Annotated in this window: 13 protein-coding genes; 11 read left to right on the forward strand and 2 right to left on the reverse strand. The window is 44.8% G+C overall.

Going from position 1 to position 17206, the window contains the following annotated elements:
* The first annotated feature begins 21 nt into the window (after positions 1-21).
* Together WS42_RS01040 and WS42_RS01045 are read left to right on the forward strand one after the other, a co-directional pair.
* Positions 22-1395: an FAD-dependent oxidoreductase gene (locus WS42_RS01040; protein ID WP_013611563.1), complete on the forward strand. Its 1374-nt coding sequence runs from the start codon at positions 22-24 to the stop codon at positions 1393-1395.
* Positions 1396-1466: 71 nt separating this feature from the next.
* Positions 1467-2054, forward strand: coding sequence for an acyl carrier protein phosphodiesterase (locus WS42_RS01045; RefSeq protein WP_046450651.1), 588 nt, complete (start codon positions 1467-1469; stop codon positions 2052-2054).
* 9 nt (positions 2055-2063) lie between these two features.
* On the opposite strand, the gene WS42_RS15225 is transcribed toward WS42_RS01045, so the two are convergent.
* Together WS42_RS15225 and gad are read right to left on the reverse strand one after the other, a co-directional pair.
* Positions 2064-2198, reverse strand: coding sequence for a hypothetical protein (locus WS42_RS15225; protein ID WP_157741830.1), 135 nt, complete (start codon positions 2196-2198; stop codon positions 2064-2066).
* 359 nt (positions 2199-2557) lie between these two features.
* The gene (gene gad, locus WS42_RS01050; protein ID WP_013611565.1) at positions 2558-3955 is read right to left on the reverse strand and encodes a glutamate decarboxylase; all 1398 of its coding nucleotides are present in this window, start codon (positions 3953-3955) and stop codon (positions 2558-2560) included.
* A gap of 297 nt (positions 3956-4252) precedes the next feature.
* Here gad and WS42_RS01055 point away from each other — a divergent pair, with 297 nt between their 5' ends.
* The 9 genes from WS42_RS01055 (at position 4253) to WS42_RS01095 (ending at position 17183) form a co-directional block, all read left to right on the forward strand.
* Positions 4253-5899, forward strand: a complete 1647-nt coding sequence (locus WS42_RS01055) for an AMP-binding protein (RefSeq protein WP_022161363.1) — start codon at positions 4253-4255, stop codon at positions 5897-5899.
* Positions 5900-5986: 87 nt separating this feature from the next.
* Positions 5987-7633: an AMP-binding protein gene (locus WS42_RS01060; protein WP_013611567.1), complete on the forward strand. Its 1647-nt coding sequence runs from the start codon at positions 5987-5989 to the stop codon at positions 7631-7633.
* Positions 7634-7687: 54 nt separating this feature from the next.
* Positions 7688-10318 carry an FtsK/SpoIIIE family DNA translocase gene (locus WS42_RS01065; protein WP_013611568.1) on the forward strand — a complete coding sequence of 877 codons (2631 nt, stop codon included), beginning with the start codon at positions 7688-7690 and terminating at the stop codon, positions 10316-10318.
* A 40-nt stretch (positions 10319-10358) separates the two neighbouring features.
* Positions 10359-11276, forward strand: a complete 918-nt coding sequence (locus WS42_RS01070) for a CPBP family intramembrane glutamic endopeptidase (protein WP_046404971.1) — start codon at positions 10359-10361, stop codon at positions 11274-11276.
* A 125-nt stretch (positions 11277-11401) separates the two neighbouring features.
* Positions 11402-12595 carry a C1 family peptidase gene (locus WS42_RS01075; RefSeq protein WP_013611570.1) on the forward strand — a complete coding sequence of 398 codons (1194 nt, stop codon included), beginning with the start codon at positions 11402-11404 and terminating at the stop codon, positions 12593-12595.
* A 133-nt stretch (positions 12596-12728) separates the two neighbouring features.
* On the forward strand, positions 12729-13922 hold the full coding sequence (locus WS42_RS01080) for an FprA family A-type flavoprotein (RefSeq protein WP_046450652.1): 1194 nt from the start codon (positions 12729-12731) through the stop codon (positions 13920-13922).
* A gap of 449 nt (positions 13923-14371) precedes the next feature.
* Complete coding sequence (locus tag WS42_RS01085) at positions 14372-15421, forward strand: TolB-like 6-bladed beta-propeller domain-containing protein (RefSeq protein ID WP_022161359.1); 1050 nt, start codon at positions 14372-14374, stop codon at positions 15419-15421.
* A 20-nt stretch (positions 15422-15441) separates the two neighbouring features.
* A complete protein-coding gene (locus WS42_RS01090) occupies positions 15442-15942 on the forward strand; it encodes a hypothetical protein (protein ID WP_022161358.1) in 501 nt (166 codons plus the stop codon).
* A 59-nt stretch (positions 15943-16001) separates the two neighbouring features.
* Complete coding sequence (locus WS42_RS01095; RefSeq protein ID WP_013611574.1) at positions 16002-17183, forward strand: hypothetical protein; 1182 nt, start codon at positions 16002-16004, stop codon at positions 17181-17183.
* The last annotated feature ends 23 nt before the right edge of the window (positions 17184-17206 follow it).

A 17206-nucleotide genomic window follows, 5' to 3' on the forward strand; every position in this document is an offset into this window, starting at 1 on the left:
TTTTAATCAATCACCCATTTTATGGAACATTTTGACGCAATCATTATCGGATTTGGAAAAGGGGGTAAACTACTGGCTGCTGATTTAGCTAACCGGGGACAGCAAGTAGCCATAATCGAACGTTCGGCTGCGATGTACGGAGGCTCCTGCATCAATATCGCCTGTATTCCGACCAAAGCATTGATCCATCAGGCCCAAATGATAAAGGAACTGAATCTGGCTTCTTTTGAAGAAAAGGCAGCAGCTTATCGGAAAGCTATCATAAAGAAAAACGAAATTACCACCGCTTTACGAAAATTAAATTTCGACCGGCTCAACGACCATCCGAATATAACGGTATATACAGGAGTCGCCTCATTCCGCTCATCCCGTAAAATAGAGGTAACCACCGAAACAGACCGTCTGGAGATCGAGGGGAAACGGATCTTTATCGATACCGGAGCTCTTCCGGTGATCCCGCCGATATCAGGTATCCGGGAAAGCCGACGGGTATATACCAGTACCTCACTCCTGGAACTGGACCTGCTACCGGAAACCCTGGTCATCATCGGAGGAGGATACATCGGGTTGGAATTCGCTTCTATGTTTGCGGCTTTCGGAAGTAAGGTAATCGTATTGGAAAACACAACGGAATTTTTATCCCGCGAAGACAGAACCATTGCCGAAGCTGTACGGAAAGTAATGGAAAACCAAGGAATAGAATTTCATTTCAGTATAGAAATGCAATCGATCCAGGATACCGACGAAGAGACCGTAGTGACCTATCGGGATACGACCGATAAAACCGAACACAGCCTCTTTGCCAACGCTGTTCTGGTAGCGACAGGCCGTCAGCCCAACACCGAAAGCCTCGATCCGGGAGTGGCCGGAATACATTTAAACGAACATGGAGCGATCATCGTAAACGAATATCTGCAAACAACCGCATCGGATATCTGGGCGTTGGGAGATGTCAGCGGAGGGAAACAATTCACCTATATTTCCCAGGACGATTACAGGATTATCCGGGATCAACTGTTCGGTAAAGGCAGCCGGACCATTGTCGACCGGGAACCTGTCGTATATACGGTATTTATCGATCCACCTCTATCCCGCATCGGTTTGACAGAACAAGAAGCCATCGCCAAAGGATACGAAGTGATGACCAAAACCATTCCGGTCGAGGCCATCCCCCGAGCGCGGGTATCAGGTAATACCAACGGGGTATTGAAATCTGTCGTAAATGCCAAAAACGGAAAAATTCTGGGATGTACCCTGTTTTGTATCGATTCGGGCGAAGTGATCAACAATGTGGCCCTGGTCATGAAAGCCGGACTAGACTATTCGTCGCTCCGGGATCAGATCTATACGCATCCTTCTATGAGTGAGGCCTTGAACGATCTTTTCAGCTTTTAACCCGCAAAGGGGCTTTGGTAGTATCGTTTATAATGTGCAAATTTGTCCTTTACAAATAAGCTGAACGAATTATGAACTATCTCGCCCACATTTTCCTTTCGGGTAATGACCGTTGTATTCAGATCGGTAATTTTATCGGGGATGGGGTCAAAGGGGACGGGTATAAACAATATCCCCGGAAATTCCAGCAAGGAATTTTGTTACACCGCGAAATCGATGCTTTCTCGGACCGGCATCCGTTGGTCCGGGAAGCCGTAGGGATAGGCCGGGAAACTTTCGGGCGTTATTCGGCTGTAGTGAACGACATCTTGTTCGATTATTTCCTGGCCAGCCGGTTTCAGGACTATGCCGGTCTTCCCCTCAAACGGTTCAGCCGGAGGTTTTATACCGCCATAGCCTGGAACTACCGCCACCTGCCGGAACGTTTTCAGGGGTTCATATGGCATTTCATCCTGACTGACCGATTGTGCCGTTATGCCTCCCTAACGGGAATCCAGCAATCCCTGGAAATCATGACCCGCTACCGGGGATTGCAGATCGATCCTGCCCAAACGCCGCTATTTATGCAGGAGCACGGAGAACGATTACAAAAAATATTCCGGGAGTTTTTCCCGGAATTACACGAAAGATGCAAACAATCGATTTATCTAAAGTCGTAATCCCCCAAATTAATTACCTGCAAACTTTGCCGGATACAAATACCAATCTTTATCCTCTTTTCCTCGGTAAGCAGCCCGACTCTTGCATTTCGGATAAACGGTATCGATATGAATTCTTTCGGCCTGATAATTGAATTTCATCATATCCTTATTCATTCCCGCATCCAGATGGAAAGCAAACGGAGCTTTTTATGGTACTTTTTATTAGGCTTATCCCCAATTTACCTTCTAAGTAAAACCAATATCAACTGGTTTGAATATCTGAATCTTTCTTGTGTGACAGAATAAATAAAAACCGCTAATCTGTCTGCAAAGTTTTTCAGATAGATTAGCGGTTTACAAATTGGGTTAGCGAATTCTTTCAGAATTTTGACCGGCGAATCTGCGGCTCTGATCCATTCGTACCGATCATTCTAATTTTGTCGATTCCTTTTACGCCTATCCATTCTTGAAAGGAACACCGGTCCCATTGGGGACCAGCTCCTTCTTTTCTCTAAAAGAGATTATCTGGAGTGATTAAATCCTCTGGGCTTTTGTGGTTCTCTCTTATTCCACAAAATAGCGCTATTAGTCGGTTCCTGCAATTGATTCAACTGGGCAATATTGGTTTTAATATCTTTCACCAATAGATCGGCCAGGTCTTTACCGGTTCCCTGCCGTACAACGACACGCATGATCACGACATCTTCCATATTCTTCGGCATGGTATAAGCCGGTACCTGCCATCCCTGGGCATGCAAAGCATCCGAAAGGTCATATAACGTCCATTTCCGGGAAGAATCATTTTTCAGTTTCCAGATAAACAACGGATTAGGCATATCGTCACTGAAAAATTCAAAGATCCCCATCTCTTTTAACTGTTGTTTCAGATAGAGACATACATCGATACAATTCTGCTGGATCTGCCGGTAACCTTCCATACCTAAACGCAGGAACTGGTAGTATTGTGCCAATACCTGATTGCCCGGACGGGAGAAGTTAATAGAAATACTCGGAATGTTGGCTCCCAGATAGTTCACGGCAAAGTTCATCTCTTCGGGCAGATATTGTTTATCTTTCCAAACCACCCAACCGACACCCGGATATACCAATCCGAACTTATGGCCGGAAACACTGATAGATAACACCCATTTCAAACGGAAATCCCAAACGGTATCCGGATCGATAAACGGATGGATAAAACCACCGGTAGCAGCATCCACATGAATACATATTTCCCATCCTTTTTCTGCGTTCAGTTTATCCAGGGCATCGTTGATCTCTTTTACATTATCATTCAATCCGGTGATCGTAACCCCCTGAATCGGAACGACACAAATGGTATTTTCATCACACATACCGACCACATCCTGCGGATCCATGGTAATTTTTTCCATCGTCACGGGAACCATTCTCATTTCAACGTCCCAATAGATGGCAAATTTTTCCCAAACGACCTGCATACAGGTGGAAATGATAAAATTAGGTTTATTGGTAGGCAAACCTTTGGCACGACGACGTTTTTGCCAGCGTTTCAGGGCAGCAATACCTCCCAGCATACAAGCTTCGGATGAACCGACGGTACTGGTACCGGTGCAATAGGGAGGTTCGGGTGAATGCCACAATTTAGCGATAATGTTCACACAACGTCTTTCTATCTCGGCAGTTTGCGGATACTCGGTTTTATCGATCATGTTTTTGTCCATATTTTCGGTCATCACCCGGCGGGCATAGTCGTCCATCCAAGTGGTAACGAAAGTGGCCAGATTCAATCGGGCATTTCCATCCATCATCGCTTCATCGTGTACCAACTGATAAGCCACCTCTCCCGGCATAGAGGTTTTAGGCATTTCAAACTTAGGAGCTACACGGGCTTCTTCAGGTGTTCCGAAAATTGGAGTGTTTGGATTTTCTGTTTTCATAATAATAAAGTTAAATTATTGTAACGTAATAATAATGAGCTTTTTGCATTCACTCGTCAATAACTACGCCCACCGTCGTTTTTTAGTTTCGACTTCTCACAATATTTAACTTTATACTTTTTACTTTCTACCTTTTACCTCTTTTTTGTAACCTTCTTTTCCCTATTCAGTATACATACACAGAGAACGCACCTCGAGCCCCCTCAACGGTGGAATTATGGACGAAATTAAACACGACCGTGCTGAAGCACATTCCACCCGGACCTGAGATGCGTTTTCTCATCAATCTATAACAAGATGGAAGAGAATTTTTTATACTATATAGAACATAGTATCCGAATCCATTGGGAAGAACCGGCCTTAACCGACTACCAGGGCCAAACCCATACCTTCGGAGATGTAGCCCACCATATTGCCCGTTTGCACCTGTTATTCGAAGAAAGCGGAATCCGCCGGGGAGATAAAATCGCTCTTTGCAGCCGGAATCAGACCAACTGGGGAATCGCTTTTCTGGCAATCCTTTCGTATGGAGCAGTAGCAGTACCTATTTTACACGAATTCAAAGCCGACAATATCCGCCATATCGTCAACCATTCGGAAGCCCGGATTCTATTTGCCGGTACTCCCATCTGGGAAGAACTGCAAAAAGAAGAAATGCCGAAACCGGAAACCGTCATCAAGATGGAGGACTATTCTCTTTTCTATAATACCAATCCGGCACTGGCAAAAGCTCACGGACATTGGGAAGAGTTATTCAGGCAAAAATACCCCGCCGCCCTGCGTCCGGAAGATATCCATTACGAGCCGGATCAACCTGACCAGCTGGCCATGATCAATTATACTTCCGGTACAACCAGCGCTTCGAAAGGAGTGATGTTGTCTTACCGCAGTATGTGGTCGAACCTGAAGTATGCCCTGGACAAAATGGGCTACAATCCGGGCGAACGGCTGGTCTCCATACTGACCATGGCTCATATGTACGGTCTGGCCTTCGAACTGATCTATCCCTTTGCCAGTGGTACACACGTTTATTTTATCTCCAAAACTCCGGCCCCGAAAATCATTAATGAAATATTTTCGGCTGTCCGTCCCAACCTGATCGTTGCCGTACCCTTGATTATCGAGAAAATCATCAAACACCGGGTACTGCCACAACTGGAAAAATTTCATATCAAGCTATTCCTGAAAATCCCCTATCTGAACCGCAGATTAAGGCTGTCGATCCGGGATAAAATCGTCAATGCTTTCGGGGGACGTTTCAAACTGATCGCTATCGGAGGCGCAGCATTAAATTTCGAAGTAGAGAAATTCCTTTCTTCCGTACAATTTCCTTACACCGTCGGTTACGGTATGACCGAATGCGGTCCGGCCATTTCTTATGACGACTGGCACACCTTCAAAGCCGGTTCGTGCGGTAAAGCTGTCGACCGGATGGAAATTGCCATCAACTCCTCCGACCCCGAAAATATCGTCGGAGAAATATTAGTGCGGGGAGCGAATGTCATGGACGGCTATTATAAAAACCACGAAGCCACTTCGTCCGCTATCGACGAAGACGGCTGGTTGCATACCGGCGACCTGGGAATTATCGACAGTGAGGGTTATCTCTTTATCAAAGGCAGAAGTAAGAACATGATCCTGGGTCCCAGCGGACAAAATATTTATCCCGAAGAAATCGAGGACCGGCTGAATGCCCTACCCTATGTTTCCGAATCGCTGGTCATTGAAAAGGACGGTAAATTAATCGCCCTCGTCTATCCGGATTATGAAGTAGTGAAAAAAGAAAAGATCAGCCCTGAGCAGCTTAAAACTAAAATGGACGAAAACCGTAAACTCCTCAACCATATGCTGCCGATGTACAGCCAGGTTGCCCGTTTAAAAATCCAGGAAACCGAATTCGAGAAAACGCCAAAACGAAGTATAAAACGTTATCTGTATCAATAAAATAGAAAAATACGGACTCATTTTTTTCTTCCAACGTTTCCGGTTTAATACCTAAACTTCTATCTTTGCTCAAATAAACCCATGATTATGGAAGAAAATTTTATAAAATATATTGAACAGAGCATTAAAGATCATTGGGATCTGCCTGCCTTGACCGACTTTAAGGGAGCTACCAGTTCTTACAAAGATGTAGCCCGTAAAATCGAGAAATTACACCTTCTTTTCGAACATTGCGGAATCCGTAAAGGGGATAAGATCGCTCTTTGCAGCCGGAATACCAGCAGTTGGGGTATCGCTTTTCTGGCCACACTTTCTTACGGAGCTGTAGCTGTACCCATACTCAACGAGTTTAAACCCGATAATGTCCATCACATCGTGAACCATTCGGAAGCCCGTTTGCTCTTTGCCGGAGATGTGGTCTGGGAAAATCTCGACGAATCGGCTATGCCCGACCTCGACGGCGTACTCCGGATCGAAGATTACTCGCTCCGCACCTCGAATAGTAAGCAACTGACCGAAGCCAGAGCCAGATTAAACGAACTGTTCGGAAAAAAATTCCCCGATCGTTTCCGTGCCGAAGATGTTCATTACGAATACGATACGCCCGACCAGCTGGCCGTGATCAATTATACCTCGGGCACCACCAGTTCTTCCAAAGGAGTGATGCTGCCTTACCGTAGCTTGTGGACCAACCTGCAATTTGCCATCGATACCTACGGGATCAATCCGGGTGAACAAATCGTATGTATGCTCCCGATGGCTCATATGTACGGCCTGGCTTTTGAATTTATTTACCAATTTGTCAACGGGACCCACATCCATTTTTTATCCCGTACCCCGTCACCGAAAATCATAGCAGATGCTTTCGCCACGGTAAAGCCCGATCTGATCATTACGGTTCCCCTGGTTATTGAAAAGATCATCAAGAAGAAAGTTTTCCCGACCATCGAGAAACCGCATATGAAATTACTGATGAACATACCGATCATCAACGATAAAATCAGGGAAAGCATCCGGCAAAAGGTCATCGACGCCTTCGGAGGAAAATTCAAAGAATTAATCATCGGAGGAGCAGCCCTGAACAAGGAAGTAGAGATCTTTCTCCGCTCGATTCGTTTTCCTTACACGGTGGGATACGGCATGACCGAATGTGGTCCTCTGCTCACTTACGACAACTGGAAAACTTTCCGTCAGAGCTCCTGCGGCAAGGCAGTGCCTCGTGTCGAACTTCGGATCGACTCCGGCGATCCCCAACATATCGTAGGGGAAATCCTGGCTAAAGGGATTTGTGTGATGACCGGTTACTACAAAAATCCGGAAGCTACGGCTGCCGCCATCGACCGGGACGGCTGGCTACATACCGGAGATATGGGAATCATCGACCAAGACGGCTACCTGTTTATCAAAGGACGATGTAAAAACATGATCCTCAGCTCAAACGGTCAGAACATTTATCCTGAAGAAATCGAGGATAAACTCAACAACATGCCCTATATCAGCGAATCCATCGTTATCGAAAAAGAAGGAAAACTCGTAGCCCTGATCTACCCCGATTTCGATCTGGTAAACGAAGAAAAAATTACCGATGAGAAACTGGACGAACTGATGACCGCCAACCTGAAAGAAATCAACCAACAGCTCCCGGCTTACAGCCAGCTGAATACTTACAAGCTCTATAACGAAGAGTTCGAGAAAACCCCGAAACGGAGTATTAAACGATTTTTGTATCAGTAAAAGCAAGATAAATTTTCAATTTTTCGTACCTTCGTAGGCTGAAAAATTGTAAAGATGAAAAAAATAAAACATAAACCTGTTTCCTCCAAAACGGAGAAAAAACAGGTTTCTTTGCTACCGGAATTTTTAAAAGAACAACGGACACGTATCCTTCTGGGAATTGCGTTGGCTTTGGTATCGTTGTATATTCTCTTCGCCCTGATCGGTTTCTTCTTTTCGGGAGGTATCGATCAAAGTCTGGTCGATGGTCCCTGGGGGAAAATCATTACCAATCCGGAAATCGAAGTCAGTAATCCTGCCGGAAAGATCGGAGCCTGGATTTCGGACCTATTGATCAACCGGTGGTTCGGTATATCTTCTTTCATTCTTTGCTATCTTTTATTATTATGCAGTTTCCGTCTGGGGAGTATCAAAGTAAAAAACTTCAGCCGCAGGTTATTCATCGGTATGTGTATTATTCTTTGGATCTCTTTATTCCTGGGTTTTCTCTCGGAGAGTATTTCCAATCTTTTCGAAGTCGGCACAGGCTACCTATTCCCGGGGGGAGGCCATGGACATTTTGTCAGCGTCTGGTTGAACTCATTGGTAGGACGTATCGGGACTATGCTGATTCTGATCCTCACTTTTATCGCCATTCTGTTTTTCGGATTCGAACGGACTTTCTATAAATGTGTCGATTATATCAAAGAACAAATCCGCCGTCACCAGGAAAAGGCACTGGCCGCACTAGCCGAACGGGAAGCCCGTGCTGCAGCTGCCCGTGAAGAAGCACAACGGCAAGCCGACGCACAACAAGATCCCGAAGACGAAGATACAACAAGCGATTCCGACAAGGAGAACGCAGACGAAGAACAAGAGGATTTTCCCCACGACAACGACGGTACGTTCCAACCGGAGGATACCGATTTTTCCAGTCAACCGGAGCGTTTGTTAGCACCGAAAGAAACAACGGATCAAAATCCGGAAGCAATCACCTTGCAACAAGGTTTCAACCGCATGTCCGCTTCTATCAACGATTTCGAATTCAGCCAGGAACTATCGGATTTATCGGATGACCGAGCAAAATCGTCTACCGATGATGAAGAAGAAGGAGATACCGACTTACCGGCCGGAAACGATCAGGACATCACCTTGACCATCAGCAATAAGGATCAGGAAGAAACCGTCGATCAGAACCAGCCGACCGAAGATTACGATCCGACCCTCGACCTGTCCAATTACCAATATCCCGGTTTAGAACTCCTCGAAGAGCATTCCTCCGGTAATCCGAAAGTCACCCAGGAAGAATTGGATGCTAACAAAAACAGGATTGTAGAAACGTTGCGTAATTACAAAATCGAAATCACCAAGATCAAAGCAACCATCGGTCCGACCGTCACCTTGTATGAGATCGTACCGGCTCCGGGTGTCAAGATTTCCAAAATCAAAAACCTTGAGGACGACATAGCGCTTAGCCTTTCTGCTTTGGGCATCCGGATCATCGCCCCTATTCCCGGAGCAGGAACGATCGGTATCGAAGTGCCGAACCAAAATCCGGAGGTAGTCTCCATGCGCGGTATCATCGCTTCCAAGAAATTCCAGGAATCCAAATACGCTTTGCCGGTAGCTTTGGGCAGAACCATCTCTAACGAGACGTATACTTTCGATCTGACAAAGATGCCCCACCTTTTGGTTGCCGGAGCTACCGGACAAGGTAAATCGGTCGGATTGAATGCGATCATCACTTCACTGCTTTACAAGAAACACCCGTCCCAACTGAAGTTTGTGATGGTCGATCCTAAAAAAGTAGAGCTCAGTATCTATTCTATCATAGAAAAACATTTCCTGGCCAAATTGCCGGATGAAGAAGAAGCGATCATCACCGAGACCGCTAAAGTAGTCAATACGCTCAACTCCCTGTGTATTGAAATGGACAGCCGTTACGACCTGCTCAAAATGGCACAGGTAAGAAACATTAAAGAATATAATGAAAAATTCATCAAAAGACAACTGAACCCCAATAATGGACATAAATACCTTCCCTATATCGTGGTGGTTGTGGATGAATTCGCCGACCTGATCATGACTGCCGGTAAGGAAGTAGAAACCCCGATCGCCCGGATCGCCCAGCTGGCACGTGCTGTAGGTATTCATATGATCATCGCTACCCAGCGGCCTTCTACGAATATCATCACCGGGGTGATCAAAGCCAACTTCCCGGCCCGAATCGCTTTTAAGGTCGCTTCCATGATCGACTCCCGGACAATCCTGGATTCACCGGGTGCCAACCAGCTGATCGGACGTGGTGATATGCTGATATCGGTAGGTAGTGAGATGACACGGGTGCAATGTGCTTTTGTGGATACTCCCGAAGTAGATGCGATCACCCACCATATTGCCAGCCAACAGTCATATCCGAGTGCTTTTGCCCTACCGGAATATGTACCTGAAAACGAAGGGAACGGCCTCAACGACATCGACCCGGGATCACGCGATCCGTTGTTCGAAGAAGCAGCCCGGCTCGTAGTCAGCACCCAACAGGGTTCCACCTCTTCCATCCAGCGGCGGTTTTCTATCGGCTACAACCGGGCCGGCCGTATCATGGACCAACTCGAGGCAGCCGGCATCGTCGGTCCCTTCGAAGGAAGCAAAGCCCGGCAAGTGTTGATATCCGACGAATATTCACTCGAGCAAATGCTAAAATGAGGCATTTGCTCTTCAACTTTTAATTTTTAATTTTTTACCGATGTTCCTAGAAAAAGTTTACTCCGGCCGAAATCAATGGTATTTCTACATTTTTTCGTTACTGATTATTTTCACTGCAACACAAATCGGCAGTCTTCCCCTGGTGGGATATATGATTATGGAAGACCCTTCCATCTTGCAAGGAGGGGATATATCGGCAGCCACAAGTACGAATACAGGGTTGGCTTTAACCTTACTCAGTTTTGCTGTAGGTTTCTTCACCATCTTATTTTGTGTTAAATATATCCATCATAAAAAAACGGCAAATATCGTAACCGGCCGGCAACGGATAGATTGGGGCAGGATTTTTTTCGGTGCTGCTGTCTGGGGTATTTTATCCCTGATCACCCTGGCCCTCCCTTTCCTTTTCGGGGATACCTCCCATCTGGTATTTCAATTCGAACCGGTTCATTTCCTGATTCTGGTCGTTATCTCGCTACTCCTTTTTCCTTTTCAGACCTCTTTTGAGGAGTTGCTTTTCCGGGGGTACCTCATGCAGTGGTCGGCCCTGCTCTTCAAATACCGCTGGGTAGCTGTCGTTATCACGGGTGTCCTGTTCGGCATCCTGCACGGCGCCAACCCCGAAGTCGAAGAATTCGGCATGTGGGTGGCCCTTCCCCAATACATCCTGATGGGATTGATCCTGGGCTTTGTAGCGGTGAAAGACGACGGCATGGAATTATCCCTGGGATTGCATATGGCCAATAATATTATAGCAGCCATCACCATAACCTCCGATTCTTCTACCCTGCAAACCCACGCCCTTTTCAAAGACCTGCATCCGACAGCTTCGCATTTCGACACGCTGACGATGCTTGTCGCCGGTGTGATCTTCATCTGGATTTGCAACCGGAAATATCACTTTTGGGGAAAGATCTGTTTATGGAAAAAGATCCAAAAGGAAAGCAACGAAATGTAAAGTGTTATTTTTTTCTTAAAACTTCGGCATTTCCGTGCTGAGACTTATTTTTAAATTTTCAATTGATTACCTTTGGCAGCATCGCAAACGTTAGATTTTTTTTATATCAATAACTATTTACAAACATGAGAAAATTTACCTGTTTCACCTTGGGCTTACTGTTAGCTTGTGCAGTGACCGTGAATGCCCAGGAACAAAAGAATGATCAGGAAGGTTACAAATTTACGGATATCAAACGCCTTCCGACAACAAGTGTTAAATCGCAGGATCGTGCCGGAACCTGTTGGTCCTGGTCGACTATTTCTTTTTTGGAATCTGAAATCATGCGTATGGGCAAAGATTCGCTCAGCCTGTCTCCGATGTATGTCGTATGGAACACCTATCATGCCAAAGGAGATAAATATGTACGGATGAACGGCCATGTAAACTTCGGACAGGGAGGCGCTTCTGCCGATGTGACCTGGGCAATCCGGAACTACGGTATTGTTCCGTTGTCTTTATACAGCGGCCTGAACTACGGCGAAGAGGTACATGTACACGGCGAATTGGATGCTATCCTGAAAGGTTATCTGGACGCTGTTGTCAGCAATCCTAACAAAAAATTAAGCACTGCGTGGTTAAGAGGTTATGACGGTATACTGAATGCTTATCTGGGCGAAAAACCGGAAAAATTCACCTGGCAAGGAAAAGAATATACTCCGATGACTTTCGCAACAGATGCCTGTGGGCTGAATATGGACGATTATGTCAGCCTGACTTCTTTCACCCACCATCCGTTCTATACTCAATTCGCTCTGGAAGTAGAAGATAACTGGATCGGCGAAATGTCATACAATCTTCCGTTGGATGAATTGATGGATGTACTCGACAAAGCGATCGACAAAGGCTACACTTTCTCCTGGGGATCAGACGTTTCTGAAATCGGTTTCACACGCGACGGCCTGGCTGTTGTTCCGGACGTGAACATCAAAGAAATGAGCGACGCTGAAATCGCGAAATGGGTGAAAATGCCGAAAACACAACAACAAGCCGAATTGCTAAAGAAACCGGGTAAAGAAAAAGAAATTACCCAGGAACTGCGTCAGCAAGAATTCGACAATAAACTGACTACCGACGACCATGGCATGCATGTAATAGGTAAAGCTGTCGATCAAATCGGAAATAAATATTTCATCGTGAAAAACTCTTGGGGTGACTATGGTAAATACAAGGGATACCTGTATGCTTCTTATCCTTTTGTAGCTTACAAGACTACTTCAGTGATGATTCACAAAGATGCTCTTCCCAAAGACCTGAAAAAGAAATTGGGTATAAAATAGACATTTGTGACATAAAAGTTTTGAAAGGCCAAGGAAGTTATGATAACTTCTTCGGCCTTTTCTATTTTACGCCTTTGAGGTTTTCGACCTTTTAACTAACTTTGCAAAGAATATAAGATTAAATCAACGACATATGAATAATGCTATCAAAATCAAAGACAACATCTACTGGATCGGCGTAAATGACAGAAGAACTCATATTTTCGAAAACTACTGGCCTCTCCCTAAAGGAGTAGCCTACAATTCGTATGTGATTGTAGACGAAAAAGTAGTCGTCATAGATACCGTCGAACGCAGCCGGATGGATGATTATCTGGATAGTCTGCAAGCTGTGCTCCAAGGCCGGAAGGTTGATTATTTGATCATCAATCATATGGAACCGGACCATACGGGAGCAATCAAAAACCTGCTCTGCCATTATCCCGACCTGACGGTAGTGGGCAACTGTAAAACTTTCCCCATGCTCCAAAATTATTACGGAGTAGATTCCAACTTGCTCGAAGTAAAGGAAGGCGATTCACTGAACATCGGTAAACGTACCCTGAATTTTTATATGGTTCCGATGTTGCACTGGCCCGAAACCATGGTTACCTATCTACCGGGCGAGAATATCGTATTCAGCGGGGATGTGTTCGGAGCTTTCGGAACCCTGGACGGTGGTATTTTCGATGACCAGGTCGATCTGGATTACCTGGAAGAGGAAATCAGCCGTTATTATTCGAATATCGTCGGGAAATACGGTATGCCGGCACAAACAGCCCTGAAGAAATTGAATACACTCACTTTCAACACGATATGTGCCACCCATGGTCCGATCTGGCGCTCACATGTGTGTGATATCATCGCTAAATATGAAAAATGGAGTAAATACGAAACCGAAGAAGGAGTGGTGATCGCTTTCAGCAGTATGTACGGTCACACGGAGCAGATGGCAGACACAATCGGACGTTTCCTCGCCGAACAAGGCGTTAAAAAGATACGGATCCACGACACTTCGAAGACACATCCTTCTTATATCATCAACGATATTTTCCGCTACAAAGGAGTGATCCTCGGCAGTTGTGCCTATAACGGCGGTATCTTCCCAACTATGGAAACCCTGTTGTGCGAACTGGAAAATATGGGCATTAAAAATCACCTTCTGGCCTATTTCGGTAATAAAACCTGGGGAGGCGGAGCCATCCCCCGCCTGAAAGCTTTTGCAGAAAAAATGAAGTGGGAAGTGGTAGCAGAACCCAATGAAGCACTCGGAGCTATGAAATCTTCCGACATCGAGCAATGTAAAGCTATCGCCCAAGCTATGGCAGAAAGAATTAAAAAGAGTTGATAAGTTGATGAGTTAAAAGAGTTGCTAAGTTACTGAGAAACTAAGATATGAGTTGGAGAAGTTAAAAGAATTATTAAGTTGAGAAGAGTTTATAATCCCCATACTTATTTCAATTCAGTGTAATTTTATTGAAAACTTATTTAACTCAGCAACTCTTTTAACTCAGTAACTCAGCAACTCTCCAAGAAGATTGTTACTGTTATCCCCAATCCGAATTTTTTCTGGTCATAGATGAATGTAGCCGACGTCTTTTCACCTATTCCCAAAATCCCCCAAAACCGAAACCAGGCTCCCTTAACTAATATAACTTGTAATCCTTTTTAAAACTTTATTCATTATCTGATTTTAAGCTGTAACTAATCAGCTCGTCCATCCGTCCTACATGTGATATCTCGGTTTTTGACCGGATCAAATGGACCACCAGGTTACAAATGAATAAAATCAAGCATATGAATAAAACTCTACTTTTCCTGCTGTTACCAGGACTCCTGATTTCCTGTAAACCCACTCCCCCATCCGGAGATAACGGGGAGATCGTTCCCCTGACTTCGGAATGTTTGTTAAAAAACAGTGACCTATATATGAAATATCCATATAAAATAAAAGTACAGGATTCTATAATGTGTATTTGGGACCTGCATGGAGGAGATCGGTTCTATCATCTCTATTCTTATCCTGAGCTGCAATTCATCACTTCCTTTGCCGTGAACGGCCGCGGGCCGGAAGAATATATTTCGACAGGAGGATTTTGTATGGACGAGCAACATATTTATGTTTTCGACACTAGCCGGGCCCGCCTTTCGATCTTCCGGAAAGACAGTCTGATGCAACAACGCATTTCCCCTGCCCGGATAATCGACTACCCTCAAGCCGGCATTCCGATACTGAATTTTTGCCGGACGGACCAAGGGTTTGCCTTGCTCAATTTCGACGGACCGGAACGGATTGCATTTATCGATACTTGTGGACATCTGCTGAACAAAAAATACGAGATTCCGTGGGGAAATACCGCAAAAAACAAAGCCTACCCGACGATGACAGCCTCACTATGGAACTCTTATCTTGACTATAATCCCGACAATCACCTATTAGTCCTTGTCACCCAAAACGGAGAATTACTGGAAATCCATAACCTGGCGTCGGATTCTTCCCGGTTCATTGTCGGCAAAGGAGGTGAACCTGATTTTTTGAGTGATAAAAACGGACTCCTTGTCGGCAAAATCAAGGGTTATCAGGATGTACAAGTCGGGAAAAAAGCCATCTACACCTTATTCTCGGGCACCGATCACCAAGAAGAACTCAAAAAAATGATGAAGGGGCAGCCTACTCCTGATGGTGGCAATTTGTTTTTAGTATACGACCTCGACGGTAAGCTGATCCGGAAATTTTTGCTCGATCACTATACCAATGGTATAGATGTCCACGAAGACAGCAATATACTTTATACCGTAAGTTCTTCTGAAGAAAATGCAGTCAACAAATATCGGTTACCACTCTGATAACCTATTACTGAAAATCTATGAAAAAAATTTTTTATTACCTTTTGCCTCTCTTATTGTTGAATCAGTCTGGAACAGCCCAACAAGATTCATTGACTTTACGGATTACAGACGAAAAAGGCCAGATCATCATCGGAGCCGTAGTCCTGCAATATCCCGAATCGTATCTTCTCGGAGCCTCTAATGAAAAAGGTGAGGTAGAAATAAAGGGGCTCCATATCCCCGCTCGGCAACAACTCGTTTTTCAATGCCTGGGATATGAGATGAAAGCCCTGCCTTTTCAAGAAGTGAAACAACATCCGAACGTCCGGTTAAAAGAAAAAATCACCGAATTGCCCGAAGCAGTAGTCCTCGCACAACCACTGCCTCGACTTCTCGCTCTCACTCACAAACAACTTTACAAAAAATACCCGGCGAAAAAAGAATATGTCCGGTATTATGCCCCTGCCTCCTACTATAAATCGGTAGAATGTAAAGGCCATTGTGTAAATCTACGCCATGAATACGGGCTTTTCATTTGATGAAAGTCCAAACGGCCAGAACCATCCTTTTCAATCACTTTTTTAAACCCTAATCCGTCATGATAAAAGTCTTTATCTACAGCTGTCTGCTCCTCGTTTTCCTCATAAATTGTAAAAGCAACATCCCGGAAGCCCGGAATAAGACCGATTATTCACAAATTACTCATTATTCGTCACGTTCCGCTCATCCGATATCTTCCGTCAATTTCGATACCATACGAATCGATGCCGGTAATGAAAACGAAATGACTTCCCTGCTAGGGAGTTTTCTTTTTCTGGGAGATACCCTTTGTTTTGCCGACCGGGAACAATCTACCCTATTCCTCTACGATCGGGACGGGCGTTTTTTGGGTACCCATCTATCCTACGGAAGAGGTCCGCAGGAAATACAGGGGATCTATGAGATTACCGCACTCCCACAAGGAGGTTATGCAATTATAAACGACTGGCATTTGAATATTTTCGATCAAAGTTGGGGAGGGAAACAACAGTTACGGATCGACTGGCAAAACGATAAAACCCCCGAAATCCTGCTCGCTTCTCCAGGTCCTGACGAAAGTGGAATTTACGAAATTGAACACTTTACCGGTCGATTATGCCCACTGGGAAACTATCTGGCCATCGCTATCGTTACCGACTGTATTACTTACAACGGTTTCCGTTCGAACAGCCAGGCAGCTCATTTTTATGAAAACAGTTATACCCTGGGACTCATCGATCCCCGTACCGGCAAAGTAGAACGGATGATGTGTACCCATTCTCCCATTTATAAACAGTACCGTTATATTCCTAATTTCAAGTCGATTCTATTCGATACCGATACAGAAAATACCTTATTTTATTCTTTCCAGATCGACTCCCTGATCTATCAAACGGACTTTAAGAACAACACCCTGCAATCTTTCGGCCTAGCCGGCCATCCGATGAATACGGATTACAGAGAAACCAATACTTTCGAAGAAGCCACTAACAATTACAAGGAAGATTATAAAAAATTCGGTTCTTACCGTTACCTGAAATACATCCCTGAAACCAAAGTCCTGTTCAGAAACTTTTACCATGGAGAACCTTCTTGCGGGGAAACCGTTCAAGCCTATAAAAATCAGACCCTGGTAGCAGAATTCAATGTACCCGACAACTTTCGGATATTCGGTTATTCAGCCCCTTATTACTATGCGTATGGCAAACCAGATCTCGACACCGAAAATATGATTATTTACAAATTCAAATTGGAAATTTAAACACGATTGACAAAACTTTTCTA

Source organism: Odoribacter sp. N54.MGS-14 (genome assembly GCF_000980295.1).
Taxonomy (GTDB): domain Bacteria; phylum Bacteroidota; class Bacteroidia; order Bacteroidales; family Marinifilaceae; genus Odoribacter; species Odoribacter splanchnicus.

Coding starts and splice junctions, on each gene's coding strand:
- WS42_RS01045 (WP_046450651.1), top strand. CDS start 1,467: ATGAACTATCTCGCCCACATTTTCCTTTCGGGTAATGACCGTTGTATT.
- WS42_RS01065 (WP_013611568.1), top strand. CDS start 7,688: ATGAAAAAAATAAAACATAAACCTGTTTCCTCCAAAACGGAGAAAAAA.
- WS42_RS01075 (WP_013611570.1), top strand. CDS start 11,402: ATGAGAAAATTTACCTGTTTCACCTTGGGCTTACTGTTAGCTTGTGCA.
- WS42_RS15225 (WP_157741830.1), bottom strand. CDS start 2,198: ATGATGAAATTCAATTATCAGGCCGAAAGAATTCATATCGATACCGTT.
- WS42_RS01055 (WP_022161363.1), top strand. CDS start 4,253: ATGGAAGAGAATTTTTTATACTATATAGAACATAGTATCCGAATCCAT.
- WS42_RS01085 (WP_022161359.1), top strand. CDS start 14,372: ATGAATAAAACTCTACTTTTCCTGCTGTTACCAGGACTCCTGATTTCC.
- gad (WP_013611565.1), bottom strand. CDS start 3,955: ATGAAAACAGAAAATCCAAACACTCCAATTTTCGGAACACCTGAAGAA.
- WS42_RS01080 (WP_046450652.1), top strand. CDS start 12,729: ATGAATAATGCTATCAAAATCAAAGACAACATCTACTGGATCGGCGTA.
- WS42_RS01090 (WP_022161358.1), top strand. CDS start 15,442: ATGAAAAAAATTTTTTATTACCTTTTGCCTCTCTTATTGTTGAATCAG.
- WS42_RS01070 (WP_046404971.1), top strand. CDS start 10,359: ATGTTCCTAGAAAAAGTTTACTCCGGCCGAAATCAATGGTATTTCTAC.
- WS42_RS01060 (WP_013611567.1), top strand. CDS start 5,987: ATGGAAGAAAATTTTATAAAATATATTGAACAGAGCATTAAAGATCAT.
- WS42_RS01040 (WP_013611563.1), top strand. CDS start 22: ATGGAACATTTTGACGCAATCATTATCGGATTTGGAAAAGGGGGTAAA.
- WS42_RS01095 (WP_013611574.1), top strand. CDS start 16,002: ATGATAAAAGTCTTTATCTACAGCTGTCTGCTCCTCGTTTTCCTCATA.